General features: G+C 41.2%; 14 protein-coding genes and 1 pseudogene. 8 read left to right on the forward strand and 7 right to left on the reverse strand.

Going from position 1 to position 15,771, the window contains the following annotated elements; translation table 11 throughout:
- Positions 1–143: 143 nt before the first annotated feature.
- The 5 genes from QA442_RS08315 to QA442_RS08335 all read right to left on the reverse strand — a co-directional run bounded on the left by QA442_RS08315 (position 144) and on the right by QA442_RS08335 (position 4,971).
- The gene (locus QA442_RS08315) at positions 144–440 is read right to left on the reverse strand and encodes a YrhK family protein (protein ID WP_069149956.1); all 297 of its coding nucleotides are present in this window, start codon (positions 438–440) and stop codon (positions 144–146) included.
- A 133-nt stretch (positions 441–573) separates the two neighbouring features.
- Positions 574–2,478 (reverse strand): peptidoglycan O-acetyltransferase OatA, encoded by a 1,905-nt coding sequence (gene oatA, locus QA442_RS08320; protein ID WP_071581502.1) that lies wholly within the window; start codon positions 2,476–2,478, stop codon positions 574–576.
- A 113-nt stretch (positions 2,479–2,591) separates the two neighbouring features.
- Positions 2,592–3,449 (reverse strand): anti-sigma-V factor RsiV, encoded by an 858-nt coding sequence (gene rsiV / locus QA442_RS08325; protein ID WP_095432875.1) that lies wholly within the window; start codon positions 3,447–3,449, stop codon positions 2,592–2,594.
- Positions 3,449–3,949, reverse strand: coding sequence for an RNA polymerase sigma factor SigV (gene sigV / locus QA442_RS08330; RefSeq protein WP_095432876.1), 501 nt, complete (start codon positions 3,947–3,949; stop codon positions 3,449–3,451). Before sigV ends, rsiV begins: the two co-directional genes overlap by 1 nt.
- 194 nt (positions 3,950–4,143) lie before the next feature.
- Positions 4,144–4,971, reverse strand: a complete 828-nt coding sequence (locus tag QA442_RS08335) for a TrmB family transcriptional regulator (protein ID WP_014664770.1) — start codon at positions 4,969–4,971, stop codon at positions 4,144–4,146.
- Between the two features lie 153 nt (positions 4,972–5,124).
- Between QA442_RS08335 and QA442_RS08340 the strand changes: the two genes are divergently transcribed.
- Positions 5,125–5,757 carry a LysE family transporter gene (locus tag QA442_RS08340; RefSeq protein ID WP_095432877.1) on the forward strand — a complete coding sequence of 211 codons (633 nt, stop codon included), beginning with the start codon at positions 5,125–5,127 and terminating at the stop codon, positions 5,755–5,757.
- 83 nt (positions 5,758–5,840) lie between these two features.
- On the opposite strand, the gene QA442_RS08345 is transcribed toward QA442_RS08340, so the two are convergent.
- Both QA442_RS08345 and QA442_RS08350 read right to left on the reverse strand, forming a co-directional pair.
- Positions 5,841–7,229 (reverse strand): amino acid permease, encoded by a 1,389-nt coding sequence (locus tag QA442_RS08345; RefSeq protein WP_279474014.1) that lies wholly within the window; start codon positions 7,227–7,229, stop codon positions 5,841–5,843.
- A 38-nt stretch (positions 7,230–7,267) separates the two neighbouring features.
- Positions 7,268–7,336: pseudogene (locus tag QA442_RS08350) on the reverse strand (hypothetical protein); the annotation flags it as partial.
- Between the two features lie 625 nt (positions 7,337–7,961).
- On the opposite strand from QA442_RS08350, the gene levR reads away from it, so the two are divergent.
- The 7 genes from levR to sacC all read left to right on the forward strand — a co-directional run bounded on the left by levR (position 7,962) and on the right by sacC (position 15,753).
- On the forward strand, positions 7,962–10,769 hold the full coding sequence (levR, locus tag QA442_RS08355) for a transcriptional regulator LevR (protein WP_095432878.1): 2,808 nt from the start codon (positions 7,962–7,964) through the stop codon (positions 10,767–10,769).
- 189 nt (positions 10,770–10,958) lie between these two features.
- Positions 10,959–11,399, forward strand: a complete 441-nt coding sequence (gene levD / locus QA442_RS08360) for a PTS fructose transporter subunit IIA (RefSeq protein ID WP_071581499.1) — start codon at positions 10,959–10,961, stop codon at positions 11,397–11,399.
- Complete coding sequence (levE, locus tag QA442_RS08365; protein WP_095432879.1) at positions 11,399–11,887, forward strand: PTS fructose transporter subunit IIB; 489 nt, start codon at positions 11,399–11,401, stop codon at positions 11,885–11,887. Before levD ends, levE begins: the two co-directional genes overlap by 1 nt.
- 16 nt (positions 11,888–11,903) lie before the next feature.
- Positions 11,904–12,713 carry a PTS fructose transporter subunit IIC gene (levF, locus tag QA442_RS08370; protein WP_069839581.1) on the forward strand — a complete coding sequence of 270 codons (810 nt, stop codon included), beginning with the start codon at positions 11,904–11,906 and terminating at the stop codon, positions 12,711–12,713.
- A 22-nt stretch (positions 12,714–12,735) separates the two neighbouring features.
- Positions 12,736–13,563 (forward strand): PTS fructose transporter subunit IID, encoded by an 828-nt coding sequence (levG, locus tag QA442_RS08375; RefSeq protein WP_040082343.1) that lies wholly within the window; start codon positions 12,736–12,738, stop codon positions 13,561–13,563.
- A gap of 101 nt (positions 13,564–13,664) precedes the next feature.
- Positions 13,665–13,811: a hypothetical protein gene (locus tag QA442_RS08380; RefSeq protein ID WP_231516504.1), complete on the forward strand. Its 147-nt coding sequence runs from the start codon at positions 13,665–13,667 to the stop codon at positions 13,809–13,811.
- Positions 13,750–15,753 (forward strand): levanase SacC, encoded by a 2,004-nt coding sequence (sacC, locus tag QA442_RS08385; RefSeq protein WP_255220427.1) that lies wholly within the window; start codon positions 13,750–13,752, stop codon positions 15,751–15,753. Before QA442_RS08380 ends, sacC begins: the two co-directional genes overlap by 62 nt.
- The last annotated feature ends 18 nt before the right edge of the window (positions 15,754–15,771 follow it).

Consider the following 15,771-nt stretch of genomic DNA (forward strand, 5'->3'; position numbering starts at 1 on the left):
GTATCGCGCCGGCCTTATTATTCATATCGTCATAGAGAGGCAAAAGTTTAGTTCTTTTTACCTTATTTTTAAAAATAAATAGTCTAAAAGTCTTGTTTTTGATTTTTGACTCAGGCTTTCGGCATTTTTTTCTTTCTTATTCCTTAAGATCGGTCATCTGTTGAAGATTGATGTTTGAATTGCCGTTCCACATGTTTACGGTAATGAAGGTCATGAATCAGCCGAATGGTCGGCCTGATTAACAGCAGCAAGCTTCCGACCGCAAACAGCCATATTCCTGCCGACTTTAAACGGTCATAGAAAAAGAAAAAGCTTCCAACGAGAAACAAAGCACCGATGATAAAATCGTTTACTGTATAAAGAATCTTATATCGTTTTTTGAAAAAAAGCTCATATCGTTTCAGCTCTTTTTGGATGTCATGTTCTTCATTTCCTTTCATTATCATCCCTCCATTCAATTTTGGCTTACCCTTACGTAAACGGCATGTAAACATAAGGGCTGCCTTGCTGAAAGGAGACATAATCAACGATCAGAAACTAAAGTAAAAAAGTGATTCGTATAGGATCTCTTTTTTACGATTTCATCGCCTGAACAATAAGAGCAGTCAAAGCTTTTGCCCCTTTAGGAACCAAGTGAACACCATCAGGGGTAAAATATTCCGGATGCTGAAGGGCTACTGTATGCCAGTCAACTAACGTAACATTTTGATGTGCGCTTGCCTGGTGCTGTAAAGATTCATTAACTTTGCTTTCCCATTGGCGGGGAACCCGTGTATTGACGAGATAGATATGGGCTTTTGAGAAAGATTGAAGCAGTTGTTCGATTTGGCTGTTTGTAAAGTAGCCATTGGTTCCAAGCTCAATGATGACAGCCTTGTTGGGCTGATTAAAAGACTTGTATTCCTTTGCGAGTTCCAAAGCTTGAGACATTTGTCTTCCCACCTTTCCATCAATCGTCACATTTGAAAGCGACTGATGCAGGTGTGAAGAAATATCAAGCATGACGGAATCGCCTATAGCTAGCACTTCTTTCGCAGTGTCTGCGGGTTCTTTCGACTGTTGAGATTGCGTGTCTTTCTTTTTATGAGTCTCTTGCCCATTATTTTTATTTTCCTTGTGTCCTTGCTTGGAGCCTGGTGTTTTTTGTTCAGGATTGTGTTTTTTATCTGCTGCAGCATCCTTTTTATCCCCAGAAGCTTGGCTGGTGTCAGCATTTGTTTCTTGTGAGCTATAGGTCCATTTAGTAGGGTGCTTTTGCTCTCCGGCCAATCCAGACAGCCCTCCTGCAAAAATAAGTATAGTGAAAATGACGAAACCAATTGACATTTTGCTAATAACAGATGTCGTTTTCCATTCCTTGATTCTATGTATCAAAACACCGCTGAAAAATGTTCTAAATCCCTGTGTCCGTATCGGCTTCTCAATAAAATGATAGGAAAGCTCGGCAAGTATACATGTCACAATAATCTTTAGCACGATATGCCAAAACACAGGGTTTCCGATTTCTTGAACTGGTGTGCCCAACACAATAACAGGGTAGTGCCAAAGATAAATACCGTAAGACCTTGTTCCAAGCCACCGAAGCGGCCTCCATGAAAGGAGCTTGCCTAAAAAGCTGCTCGGATGGCAAACACATGCGATAAGAATTGCGGCAGTGATGCTAATGAATAGCATTCCGCCTCTGTAAAGAAAAGGTTCGTACTCATCTGTGAAATAGACACATAACACTAAAATACAAAATGCCGAAAATTCAGTCGCGTGCAAAGTGTGCTTCAGTTTGCTTGGCAGCCTGTTGGAAGACAGCCTTTTCATCGGCCATACCAAAGCCAAGGCGCATCCGATGAGAAGGTCAAACGAACGAGTGTCTGTGCCATAGTAGACGCGGCTCGGATCTCCGCCAGGTTCATACAGTATGCTCATCATCATGGCTGAACAAAGCGCAAGCAACGATATTACCGCAGCCAATCTGGCACGGCTTTTCAATATGTACATTCCAAAAACGAAAAACATTGGCCATATGATATAAAATTGTTCTTCAATCGCCAGCGACCAAAGGTTTTTTAGAGGTGATGGGGAACCGAAACTATCAAAATATGATAGCTTGTGAAAAATAAACCACCAATTGCTCATATACAAGAGAGAAGAGATCGCATCCCCGCGTACGGTGTGCAATAGTTCCCGGTCAAACAATACGACCCAAACAACAGTGGAAAAGATCATAAGGTAAGCCGCTGGCAGAAGCCGCCGAATGCGGCGCACCCAAAAGTCCCGAAAATCAAGATTGATATCATTTCCATATGCCGGCAATAGAATGGAGGTAATCAAATATCCGGATAAAACAAAAAAGATATCAACTCCGATAAAGCCTCCGTTAGCCCAATTGAAATTTAGGTGATAAGCGATAACGGACAGGACGGCAAAAGCCCGAAGGCCATCAAGTCCAGAGATGTATCGATGATGCTGTGTCTTGTGATACATGGGTATTCCTCCAATAGTATGCAAATATTCTCGTTTGTTTTTGATAGCGAGGTTACGACCTCAAATAGAAAAGAGAGAAAACATCCATAATCTAAAATGGATGTTTTTTTATTTTATCGAATATAACGTTCTCCCACGAGCAAGTTTGAAATGACGCTGGTTGGAATTTTAAACTCGGTAACGCCCATATAGCCGGGGGCGACTTCATATTCGTCAAATGAGATCATAAGTTTATGGTCCTCAGTAATGTAAAACGTTTGATCAGGAAGAATCGTTTTGAACGGTTCAGCATCTTCATCAGTGAGCCAATATATTTTATTAGGATCTTCCTTCATTTGCTGTTTCATTTGCTCTTTGATGTTTTGACTGATGACTTTGATATAGCGCTCATCTTTGAATAAGCTTTTTAATGTAAGTAAAATATCATTCTTTTTGTCAATCGTAATATAACGGTTTTGTGTGTAGGAAGATGCTTGTGTTGTTTCAATATTGCGCCGGATCGAGAGCAAATCTGGCGTGTCTGTGACCGTCTCGTAATCACTGTAGATGCTGAGATGCCCTTTTTTGTTTTTGGATGTGGATTGTATAAACTCTTTATACAGCTGCTGGCTTTCTTTCAAGTATTTCTCGTTAATGCTGTTTTCAAGCTCTTTATTAGAAAGTCCGGACAAAGCAGGTGTTTTGACATCAATGCTTGATTGGTCTTTTTCCTCTTTGATTTCAATAAAGGTGATCGCTTTGACGATTTTGCCGATGACAGGGATCTTAGACATAGCGTGAGCGGCGTCAGGGTTGATATTCACAAGCGCAGTGAATAAAATAGCTGCAGCGATTGCTGCTGATGTCGGCCACATGACGATTCTTTTCTTTTTTGGTTCTTGCTGAAGGGCTTTTTCAACAATGACATCCAATTCTTTAGGAATCGGAACATTTTTATATTCTTCTTTTAATTGCTGTAATCTCTTATCCATTAAGAAAGATCCTCCTTCGTCAACTGAATGCGCATCAGCTTCAATGCTCTGTATAGGCGCGTTTTGACGGTATTCGTGTTTTCTCCTGTAATTTCCGCAATTTCTTCTAATTTGAGGTCTTCAAAAAAACGTAAAATAATAATGGTTTTATAGCGGTAAGGCAATTCGTCAAGCGCTTCATGGAGATCAGTATCCTTGTAATGGTCTTCTTTTCCCTTGCTTAAAAATTCTATCGTTTCGTCGTCCATCACTCTTATCTTTTTTTGTTTGCGCAAAAAATCAATAGCTGTCCGCACCAAAATTTTATAAAACCAGCTTTTTATCGTCTCGGGGTTTTTGACCGTTTCAACTGAGCTCAGCGCTTTTTTTATAGATTCCTGAACAATATCTAATGCGTCATCTTGATTTTTCACATAACTGAAAGCCAACCTGTAGAAATCTTGCTTATGATCAGTTATGCATGCGACAAGCAACGCTTTTGTTGTTTGTTTTTTCTTCATTGCAATAAAGGGCTCCTTTTTGAATATACGTATATCGTAGGCTGTTACCTAGGATAGACGCGGCAGGCTGAAAAATAGTTTGCGCAGAATCACATTTTTTTAAAGAAGTAAATCAGCATGGGGAAGTTTTTATGCATAAAAAAACAAGGCTTATTTCGTACAAGCCTTGTTTTTGGGGTGAACGATGCCAAACGCTATTCCAAGTAATGTTTTTTGAAATCTGAGTGGATAGAAAATTTACGGCGCAATTGGATGAGGTTTTTCCCAAAGCTTTCTTCCAAAAGCTCTCTATGCTTTTTCAGAATTTCCATAAGGTACAGATCATGAATGATCACTTCAGTAATAGGCATGACTAAACCTACGTGCATCGTCCATGCGGCGCGGCTGTCGTTGCCAAGCGAGACAATGCCCGCAACTACTTCTGAATCATCTCCGCTATAGACAAGCCACCGTCCGTCATACTCTTCTGTAATTTCACTGCTCATATCATGCAGGTAAATATTAGCGAAATCAGATACGATGTCTCCGTACGCAATAATGGTGACAATGACGCCTTGATCTGCCGCCTGTTTGAGCTCTGATTCTATCTCTTCAAAATCCTCTTTCCATATTTCTAAGAGGATTCTTTTTTTGGCGGATAAGATACAGGCCTTCACCTTTTCAAGAATTTCACTGCGGCCGGTGATATTCCAGATGTTTTCCCGGTCATTTGCGGTCTGCTCGAACTTTTCAAAATATTTTTCAGCCTGATCAAAATGTTCTTCCGCTTTGAGCCGGCGGTTTTTAATCAATTCTTTCGCGGGGACAGGAACATACTGAGGCGTATTTCCATGACTGACAAAAACATCTCCTCTGATCACAAGGCTTTCCAGGACTTCATAAATTTTAGAACGGGGCACTCCGGATTTTTTGGCAACGGCGTAGCCTGTTAAAGGTGATTCTTGCAATAACGCCAAATAAGCTTTCGACTCATATTCTGTAAAATTGAGGTTTTTCAAAATGTCTAACATATTTTCCTTCATATATCCTCCAATTTAAAAAGCAATCACTGACTTTGTAATCGCTATTTTAACAAACCATATTGATTTATTCCAAACGCATTGATACAATTTTTATAAGTAGTTACTTTTGTAGTCACTATATGATTGAGGGGATTTTTAAAGGGGGAGAGAACAATGCACAGCTTACTCGCTTACATACCGATCGCTGCCATGATGGTTATCATGCCGGGTGCAGATACGATGCTTGTGATGAAAAATACGCTTCGATATGGCCCGAAAGCCGGACGTTATAACATTCTCGGATTGGCAACTGGACTGTCCTTTTGGACGGTGATTGCCATTTTAGGATTATCGGTGGTGATTGCAAAGTCAGTGATTCTTTTCACAATGATCAAATATTTGGGAGCGGCGTACTTAATTTATTTAGGTGTAAAAAGTTTTTTTGCTAAAAGTATGTTTTCGTTAGATGACATGCAGTCTCAAACAAAAAATATGGCAAGTTCTCCGAAACGTTATTATAAAACTTCCTTTATGCAGGGATCACTCAGTAACATTCTCAATCCTAAAACTGTTTTGGTGTATGTTACAATCATGCCCCAATTTATCAATTTAAACGGAAATATCAACCAGCAGCTCATCATTTTAGCTTCAATCCTAACCTTATTAGCGGTGTTGTGGTTTCTGTTTCTTGTTTATATTATTGATTACGCAAAAAAATGGATGAAAAACTCGAAGTTCCAGAAAGTGTTTCAAAAAATTACCGGAATAATATTAGTAGGTTTCGGCATCAAAACTGGTTTGAGTTAACACTTAAATGAAGTGAACGAAATTTAAAACTTAGTGTTTGGCCTCATAAAAAAGACAAGGGAGTGAGTATCCCTTGTCTTTTTTTATTTCATCTGATGTCCTCTGCGGGTCTGCGCCTTATACAAAATAATCAATAAAACAAACCAGACCGGGGTGACAAACAAAGCAACACGTGTATCATTCGCCAGTGCCAATATGACAAGAATGAATGCAAGAAATGCAAGTGTTAAATAGTTGGATAATGGATAAAAAGGCATTTTAAATTTGTTTGCTTTCGCTTCATGCTGTCTTGTTTTTCGATATTTCAAATGGCAGATCACCGTGATGCCCCAAATAAAAATGAAGCATATTGTAGAAACACTTGTAATCAGTGTAAAGACTTGCTCAGGCATTAAATAATTCAGACTAACGCCAATCAGAATGGCGATGGTTGAAAAGAACAGCGCATTGCTTGGAACGTTAGAAGAAGTCAATTTCTTTAATAGTCCAGGTGCGTGATGATCCTTTGCAAGTGAATAGACCATTCGGCTTGTGCTGAATAAAGCGCTATTGGCAGCTGATGCGGCTGATGTTAATACAACAAAATTGATCAAACTGGCGGCCACAACAATGCCCACAGCAGAGAAGACCTGAACAAATGGGCTTTCGTTTGGATTCAACACATTCCAAGGATAGATACACATAATCACGAAAAGTGCGCCTACATAAAAAAGTAAAATCCGGACAGGGATTTGATTGATGGCTTTAGGGATCACTTTTTGGGGATTTTCTGTTTCACCAGCTGTCAGTCCAACTAGTTCAATACCCACGAAAGCGAAGACGACCATTTGGAACGATAGGATAAACCCATGCCATCCATTTGGGAACATGCCGCCATGGCTCCAAAGGTTGGTAAGGCTGGCAGGGCCGGAAGCTGCGGAAAAACCTTTCACAATCAGGAAAATGCCAGTTACGATCAGGGCCAGTATGGCAATGACTTTGATCAATGCAAACCAAAACTCTAATTCTCCGAAAAGTTTAACGGTGGCAAGATTCATGATCAGCAGGATAATAAGCGCAAGAAGGCCGGGCAGCCATTGAGGCACATCGGGCAGCCAATATTGCGTATAAATGCCGACCGCCGTTAAATCAGCCATCGCGAGGGAAATCCAGCAGAACCAGTAGGTCCACCCAGTAATAAATGCTGCCATGTTTCCTAAATAGTCCCTTACAAAATCCACAAAAGAGTGGTATCCCGCATTTGATAAGAGCAGTTCTCCGAGCGAACGCATAATGAAAAAGCAAAATACGCCGGTGATCAAGTAAGCAAATAAAATGGATGGCCCTGCAAAGTGGATGGATTTACCTGACCCTAAAAATAAACCTGTACCGATTGCACCTCCAATCGCCATTAATTGTATATGCCTGTTTTTAAGGCCTCTAGACAATTTCTGTTGCTGGCCAAAATTGTCTTTGCTAGAATTGCCTATCAATTTTATTTTCCTCCAATAATAAAAAGATGAGTAAAGTTTTAACGGATATTATAACATTTAAAAGAGGAGATGCTTTTATTTTTAAATTTTAAAACTATTTTGAGTTTATGAATAAAACTTGCAGTTCTATTGAATAACAGAATAAACAGGAACGTCATTTGGACGATCTGATAGGCTATTTTTTAATAGGCATCGATTTGAACCATTGTATGCCCGCTATAATGGTGGCCTGCAGGGGATATCGGAGATTTTTCTATCCTAGGTGAATGGCTGTAAGACATCATCATTGCTGATAAGTTTACCGAATCATTAACTTTCCAGATGTATTGTAAAAATGAAGAATTATTGCATATCGTGCTACTGCGGCGAACACATAGAGTGACCGCCCTTTTTAATTGTGAATAAATCTCCCGGGTTATATTTAGGAAATTTGTCCTGAGCTATAAGGTTCATTTTTTATCATTGATGATTTTGACATCATTACATTCCTCAAGAATGATAAACTGTTTACTGATTATTACTTTTGAAGGGGACTTGCCCTCAAGAACTGCGAATCTATCATACTAATATGAGATGCAAATGGTTCGAAATATAAATATATACGCATAAAAGTCAGCTTTGTCAATCTGCTATAGAGATCTTTTTGAACGATGCAGATCATCTCAAGGCGGACAATAAAATTCGGAATATTCTTGTTAAAGGCTTATCTAATAAGGACAAAGGATGATAGACGTGAAAAGAATAGATAAAATATACCATCAGCTCATGCATAATTTTCATGATTCAACCTTAGATCATCTTTTAAAAATACAAGGGAATTCAGCAAAGGAAATTGCTGAGCAGTTGAAAATGGAGCGGTCCAATGTCAGCTTTGAGCTGAACAATCTTGTCCGGACCAAAAAGGTCATCAAAATTAAAACGTTTCCTGTGCGCTACATCCCAGTCGAGATAGCAGAAAAGGTATTCAGCAAGAAATGGGATACAGGGATGATGGAAGTGAAAGACCTTAAGGTGTTTTCTGGGGATTTAAAACAGAATCATCAACACATTTCCACGAATCCTCTAGAGCTTATGATTGGGGCAAAAGGGAGTTTGAAAAAAGCGATCTCCCAGGCAAAAGCAGCTGTCTTTTATCCGCCTAACGGTCTGCATATGCTCCTCCTAGGGCCGACTGGTTCCGGTAAATCCCTTTTTGCGAACCGAATTTACCAGTTTGCCATTTACTCTGACATTTTGAAGGCCGGCGCACCATTTATTACATTTAACTGTGCAGATTACTACAACAACCCTCAATTATTGCTTTCTCAATTATTCGGACACAAAAAAGGTTCATTTACAGGTGCCGCCGAGGATAAGGCAGGTTTAGTCGAACAGGCCAATGGGGGCATTCTGTTTATGGATGAAATCCACCGTCTCCCTCCTGAGGGACAGGAAATGTTGTTTTATTTTATTGACAGCGGTTCTTATAACAGGCTTGGAGAATCTGAACATAAACGAACATCGAACGTATTGTTTATTTGTGCGACTACAGAAAATCCGAGTTCTGCCCTATTGAAAACATTTTTGCGAAGAATCCCAATGACCATTCATATTCCTTCGCTTGAAGAGCGATCGCTTAAAGAAAGAGTGGAGCTGACAACGTTTTTATTAGGGAAAGAAGCAGAGCGGATTAAGAAGAATCTCAGTGTGCACATCGATGTCTATAATGCGCTTATTCATTCCGCGAAATTTGGGAATGTCGGACAGCTGAAATCAAATGTCCAGTTAGTTTGCGCACACGGTTTTTTGCATAACCTTGACAGAAATGAGGTTATTGAACTGACGGTTCGGGATCTGCCTGATGAAATCAAGCAAGAATGGATGTCCAGCAGCAAAAACATGCAAAGAAGCAAAGCCATTTCAGAATATGTCAATATTACAACGATTATCTCTCCAATTGTAGAAGATGAAACAACAAAAATTGACGAAGACCTCTCCTTTAACTTATATCATTTGATCGAGGAAAAAGTAAAAACGCTTATGAAAGAAGGTTTATCCAAAAAGGATATTAACCAATACATCTTGACTGATGTCCATTTGCATGTCAGAAGTTTTTTTCATCATCAAGCCTTTCAAAAGGACAGCCTGCTGACATTCGTTGAAGATGACGTGATTCAAATGACAAAACAGTTAAAAGAAATAGCTGAACATGAGCTGGATTGCACATTTGACCGTAAATTTATTTATTTCTTGAGTATGCATATTGACGCATTTTTAAAGCGCGGAAAGCAAATTGATGTCTTAAATACACAGGAGACGGATGAAATTCGTGATACGCACGTGAAAGAATATCGGGTGGCGATGATTTTTAAAGATAAAATTCAGGAATATTTTAAAGTGGCTATTCCTGAAATAGAAGTCATCTACTTAACGATGTTAATCCATTCCATCAAATCGTTAAAGGAGAACAAAAGAGTCGGTATTATCGTTGCTGCTCATGGAAACAGCACGGCGAGTTCAATGGTTGAAGTTGCGACAGAACTGCTAGGGAGCACGCCGATTGCAGCAGTTGACATGCCGCTTTCTGTTTCACCTTCGGACATTCTTGAATGCGTAGCGGAAAAAATGAAACAGGTTGATGAAGGTGAAGGTGTTTTAATGCTGGTAGATATGGGGTCGCTTGCAATGCTGGAAAGCAGGCTGGAGGAAAAGACTGGCATTGCCATCAAAACGATCAGCAATGTTACGACCTCAATGGTGCTGGATGCTGTCAGAAAGGTCAACTATTTGAATTTGAATTTGCATGCGATCTATCAATCGGTTACGAAGGATTTTATCGAGTTATGGGAGCGCCAGCCAGCGGCAGCCGGCAAAAAGAAGGCTTTGGTATCCATCTGCACGACAGGCAGCGGAACGGCCAAAAAGCTGGAAGACATTTTAACCACGATCGTAAACAAGGCCTCCGATACCCCGATTCACATATTAACCGTATCATCGATTAAACTGGCCAACAGCATAAAAGAAATCGAAAAAGAGTATGAAATCCTTGCCACAGTCGGAACGAAAGACCCTAAAATGAATGCTCCGCATGTATCCTTAGAAGTGTTAATTGAAGGGGAGGGAGAGAAGATGATTCAACAGGCGATTACAAAAGGAAACATTCCCTTGAGCAATGGATTAAACGAAGCAAATATTATTGTCAGGGAGCTTTGCGAGGATAGCTTGAAAAAGTATCTTGTCTTCTTAAATCCCCATCATGTGACCGAAATGTTAGTAGAGTGGCTGCAAACCGTTCAAGATGAGCTGGGTGTCATTTTCAATAATGCCGTTTTGATCAAAGTCATTATGCATACAGCTTTCGCCTTTGAAAGGGTAATTAAGCAGAATCCGATCGCTTTCTCGGAGGAAGAAGAAATTAATGATCAGATGAAGGAAATGGTGAACGTTACAGAGCGGACACTGGCCCCTTATGAAGAAAAGCTCGGACTTCGCATAAGTGATGATGAAAAATTATTTATAGCCGCCATATTTGCTGAAGAAGTGCATGGCCATCTGTTTTAAAACCATTTTTTTCATATGAACCTGTATTAAATGGAACACCATTTTAATACAGGTTTATTTTTTTCGTTTTAAGTGTTTCAACAACAAACTGCGATTGGCTGAAATATCAATGAAAACGCTTAACACAAATGTGTTGGCACGATCCTTGCATTATATATGGATGTACAAAACAGGAAAGGAGCAATAGATATGATTTCAGTTATTATCAGTGGTCATGGAGATTTTCCCATAGCATTAAAAGAGTCTTCAGGGATGATATTCGGTGAAGAAAACAACCTGATTGCAGTGCCGTTTTTTAAAGGGGAAGGGATTCAAACGCTGCAGGAAAAATATCATCAGGCGCTCAAGGAAATTCCGGAAGAACATGAAGTGCTTTTTTTAGTCGATATTTTTGGAGGGACGCCATATAACGCGGCAGCTTCCATCATTGCTGAGGATCAAAGAATGGATATGGCAGCCGGCGTAAACCTGCCGATTCTGCTGGAGGTATTAAGCTTGAGAGAACATCTGGCTCTCAAAGCTTTGCTGAACAACTTAAAAGCAATGAGTCAGCAAAGCTTTCAAGTGTGCAGTGAACATTTAGAAAAAGTAAAAACAGCCAATCAAGATACAAGAGAGGATGAATTATGATGAACATTGTGTTAGCAAGAATTGATGACCGCTTTATTCACGGCCAAATCCTGACAAGGTGGATTAAAGTACATGCGGCCGACCGAATCATCGTTGTCTCCGATGATATTGCTCAGGATGAAATGAGAAAAACGCTAATCCTATCTGTTGCGCCTTCAAATGTAAAGGCGAGTGCCGTCTCTGTTTCTAAAATGGCAAAAGCCTTTCATAGTCCGCGCTATGAAGGAGTAACAGCCATGCTCTTGTTTGAAAATCCGTCCGATATCGTATCCCTCATAGAAGCAGGCGTACCGATCAAGACCGTAAACGTCGGGGGAATGCGTTTTGAAAATCAACGCAGGCAAATCACAAAATCAGTCAGTGTCACAGAGCGAGATATAAAGGCATTTGAAACATTAAGTGACAAGGGCGTGAAACTGGAATTAAGGCAGCTGCCTTCAGATGCCAGTGAAGATTTTGTACAGATATTACGGAACGTAACAAAATAATCAAGGGGATGAGAATATGTCTTCATTACAAATTATTTTGTTGTTAGTCATTGCAGCAATCACCGGAATCGCAAGTGTATTGGATGAAGGGCAGACACACCGGCCGCTTGTGGCCTGTACGCTAGTTGGCCTGGTGCTCGGGGATTTAAAAACGGGGATTATCCTTGGAGGCACACTGGAGCTGATGGCGCTCGGCTGGATGAACGTCGGGCTTGCCATGGCGCCTGATACGGCGATCGCCTCTGTCATCTCAACCATTTTAGTTATTACCGCTGATCAGGGAATTGGCGAAGGGATTGCTGTCGCTGTTGCTTTGGCAGCTGCGGGTCAGGCGCTGACGATTTTTGTTCGGACGATCACTGTCTTTTTCATTCACCGCGCTGACAAATATGCAAAAGAAGGAAATATAAAAGGAATTGAAATTATGCATATTACCGCGATGGTGTTTCAAGCTTTGCGCGTCATGATTCCTACATTGATTGTTGCTTTAATTAGTGTCAGCGCTGTTCAGGCATTCCTAGGAAATATTCCTGATGTCATTACAAAAGGACTGCAAATAGGCGGAGGCATTATTGTGGTTGTCGGGTATGCCATGGTGATCAACATGATGAATATTCCTTACTTAAAGCCATTTTTCTATATCGGTTTCTTATTAGCGGCGTTTACCGATTTTAACTTAGTGGGATTCGGAGCCCTTGGTCTCTGTCTGGCGCTTTTATACCAGCAGATGATGCAAAAACAAAGCGCTCACGGAGCAGTCGCGGCCGCATCAGACAGTGGCAGTGTTGCTGTTTATGATGACGATGATGATGATCTTGATGCCTAAACGATGAGGGGGGAAGAAAAAAATGGAGAAAGAAAAACGATTAACGAAAAAAGAAATTTTCAGCATGTTTATTCGTTCAAATTTTTTGCTCGGTTCCTTTAACTTCGAACGTGTGCAGGCAATGGGATATTGTTACGTCATGATACCGGCGATCAAAAAATTGTACGCTCCCGGAGCGAAAAGAAACGAAGCCTTGCAGCGCCATTTGGAATGGTTTAATACACATCCGTGGCTGACAGCGCCTATATTTGGCGTGACGGCAGCCATGGAAGAAGAAATGGCGAACAATAAAGGAATTGATGGAAAAGCGATAAGCGGAATGAAAATCGGTTTAATGGGGCCAATAGCGGGTGTAGGCGACCCCATTTTCTGGGGAACGATTCGCCCGGTCTTAGCTGCCTTAGGAGCCTCTCTTGCTTTAGGAGGAAACATTGCCGGCCCTTTGCTATTCTTTTTCTTGCTGAATGCCATAAGGTTAAGCACAAAATATTACGGATTAAAGTATGGTTATGTGAAAGGAATGGAGATTCTTCAGGATTTAGCGGGGAATCGTATTCAAAAGCTTACAGAGGGCGCTTCGATTCTCGGGTTATTTGTTATGGGGGCCCTCGTGTCCAAATGGACCACCATCAACATTCCAATCGTTGTATCCAGAATTAAGGATGAAAGCGGAAAAGTAGATGTTCAAACGGTACAAAATGTGTTAGACAGCATTATGCCGGGTGCGCTGCCGCTCGGATTAACGTTATTGGTGGCTTGGATGCTGCGCAAAGGGGTGAACCCTCTTCTCATTATTTGCGGCATCTTTATCATCGGGATTCTCGGGTATTGGGCTGGATTCTTAGCATAAGCTGTGTGAAGGAAGAAGAGAGAAATTGCAGCAGTCTTTTGAGATATAAATGATTCGGATAACAGCGAAACAGAGGAGAATTTCCAAAAACGGACCAGCTTATGCAGCAGTCTCTCTTGAAAGTGTTCAAACATGAAGAGAGGAGCGAAGGAACAAATGAAAAAGAGACTGATTCAAGTCATAATCATGTTCACCCTGCTGTTGACTATGGCATTTTCGGCGGATGCAGCCGATTCAAGCTACTATGATGAGGATTACCGTCCTCAATATCACTTCACACCGGAGGCAAACTGGATGAATGACCCAAACGGAATGGTATATTATGCGGGGGAATATCACTTGTTCTATCAATACCATCCATACGGGCTTCAGTGGGGGCCCATGCATTGGGGGCATGCCGTCAGCAAAGATTTGGTTACATGGGAGCACCTTCCTGTTGCGCTGTATCCGGATGAAAAAGGCACGATTTTTTCTGGAAGCGCAGTTGTAGATAAAAATAACACAAGCGGTTTTCAAACAGGCAAAGAGAAGCCGCTTGTGGCCATTTATACACAGGATCGGGAAGGCCATCAAGTGCAAAGTATTGCCTATAGCAATGACAAAGGCAGAACATGGACGAAATACGCAGGCAACCCTGCCATTCCAAACCCGGGTAAAAAAGATTTTCGCGATCCAAAAGTCTTTTGGTATGAGAAAGAGAAAAAGTGGGTGATGGTACTGGCAGCTGGTGACCGAATTCTCATGTATACATCAAAAAATCTGAAGCAGTGGGCGTATGCAAGTGAATTTGGACAGGGGCAAGGAAGCCACGGGGGAGTATGGGAATGTCCGGATTTATTTGAGCTACCGGTAGATGGCAAACCGAATCAAAAAAAATGGGTCTTGCAAGTCAGTGTCGGAAACGGAGCGGTTTCGGGAGGATCAGGTATGCAATATTTCGTAGGGGACTTTGATGGAACTCATTTTAAAAATGAAAACCCATCAGACAAAGTTCTCTGGACGGATTACGGCAGAGACTTTTACGCAGCTGTATCCTGGTCCGATATTCCATCCAGAGACGGCCGGAGGCTTTGGTTAGGTTGGATGAGCAATTGGCAATATGCGAATGATGTTCCGACATCCCCATGGAGAAGTGCAACGACTATTCCAAGAGAGTTAAAATTGAAAGCGCTTACCGACGGGATTAGAGTTATCCAAACACCAGTAAAAGAGCTGGAAGCCATTCGCGGGACCTCTAAGAAGTGGAAGAGTCTGACCATATCACCTGCAAGTCATAATGTGTTAGCGGGTCTATCTGGAGATGCCTATGAAATAAATGCAGAATTTAAAGTAAGCCCTGGTTCAGCTGCTGAATTTGGTTTTAAGGTCCGAACAGGAGAAAAGCAATTTACGAAAGTCGGCTATGACCGAAGGAACGCCAAACTGTTCGTTGACCGGAGCAAGTCGGGCAACGTCACCTTTAATCCGGCCTTTGACACCGGAAAAGAAACAGCACCGCTGAAGCCGGTAAATGGAAAGGTTAAGATGCGCATTTTTGTTGACCGCTCCTCGGTTGAAGTATTTGGGAATGACGGACAGCAGGTCATAACAGATGTCACTCTCCCAGATCGATCAAGCAAAGGACTTGAATTATATGCTGCAAATGGAGATGTAAAGGTAAAATCTTTAAGGATTCACCCTTTAAAAAAGGTATGGGGAACGTCGCCTTTTATGTCCAATGTAACCGGCTGGACGACGGTAAATGGCACGTGGGCCGACACAATTGAGGGAAAACAAGGGCGGTCGGATGGCGATTCCTTTATCTTGTCTTCAGCATCCGGGTCAGACTTCACTTATGAATCTGATATCACCATAAAGGATGGAAACGGAAGAGGGGCGGGAGCACTCATGTTTCGCTCTGACAAAGATGCCCAAAACGGTTATCTTGCCAACGTGGATGCGAAGCATGACCTAGTGAAATTCTTTAAATTTGAGAACGGTGTTGCTTCTGTCATTGCTGAATACAAAACACCGATAGATGTTAATAAAAAGTATCATCTGAAAACAGAGGCCAACGGTAATCGCTTTAAAATTTATTTAGATGATCGCCTTGTGATTGATACCAATGATTCCGCATTTTCAGAAGGCCAATTTGGCTTGAATGTGTGGGACGCAACTGCTGTCTTTCAGAATGTAAAGATGGAGTCTTAATTTTAAAAAAGGCACAGA

It is taken from the genome of Bacillus stercoris (assembly GCF_029772985.1).
Lineage (GTDB): Bacteria > Bacillota > Bacilli > Bacillales > Bacillaceae > Bacillus > Bacillus stercoris.

Coding starts and splice junctions, on each gene's coding strand:
- QA442_RS08315 (WP_069149956.1), bottom strand. CDS start 440: ATGAAAGGAAATGAAGAACATGACATCCAAAAAGAGCTGAAACGATAT.
- oatA (WP_071581502.1), bottom strand. CDS start 2,478: ATGTATCACAAGACACAGCATCATCGATACATCTCTGGACTTGATGGC.
- rsiV (WP_095432875.1), bottom strand. CDS start 3,449: ATGGATAAGAGATTACAGCAATTAAAAGAAGAATATAAAAATGTTCCG.
- sigV (WP_095432876.1), bottom strand. CDS start 3,949: ATGAAGAAAAAACAAACAACAAAAGCGTTGCTTGTCGCATGCATAACT.
- QA442_RS08335 (WP_014664770.1), bottom strand. CDS start 4,971: ATGAAGGAAAATATGTTAGACATTTTGAAAAACCTCAATTTTACAGAA.
- QA442_RS08340 (WP_095432877.1), top strand. CDS start 5,125: ATGCACAGCTTACTCGCTTACATACCGATCGCTGCCATGATGGTTATC.
- levD (WP_071581499.1), top strand. CDS start 10,959: ATGATTTCAGTTATTATCAGTGGTCATGGAGATTTTCCCATAGCATTA.
- levE (WP_095432879.1), top strand. CDS start 11,399: ATGAACATTGTGTTAGCAAGAATTGATGACCGCTTTATTCACGGCCAA.
- levF (WP_069839581.1), top strand. CDS start 11,904: ATGTCTTCATTACAAATTATTTTGTTGTTAGTCATTGCAGCAATCACC.
- levG (WP_040082343.1), top strand. CDS start 12,736: ATGGAGAAAGAAAAACGATTAACGAAAAAAGAAATTTTCAGCATGTTT.
- QA442_RS08380 (WP_231516504.1), top strand. CDS start 13,665: ATGCAGCAGTCTCTCTTGAAAGTGTTCAAACATGAAGAGAGGAGCGAA.
- sacC (WP_255220427.1), top strand. CDS start 13,750: ATGTTCACCCTGCTGTTGACTATGGCATTTTCGGCGGATGCAGCCGAT.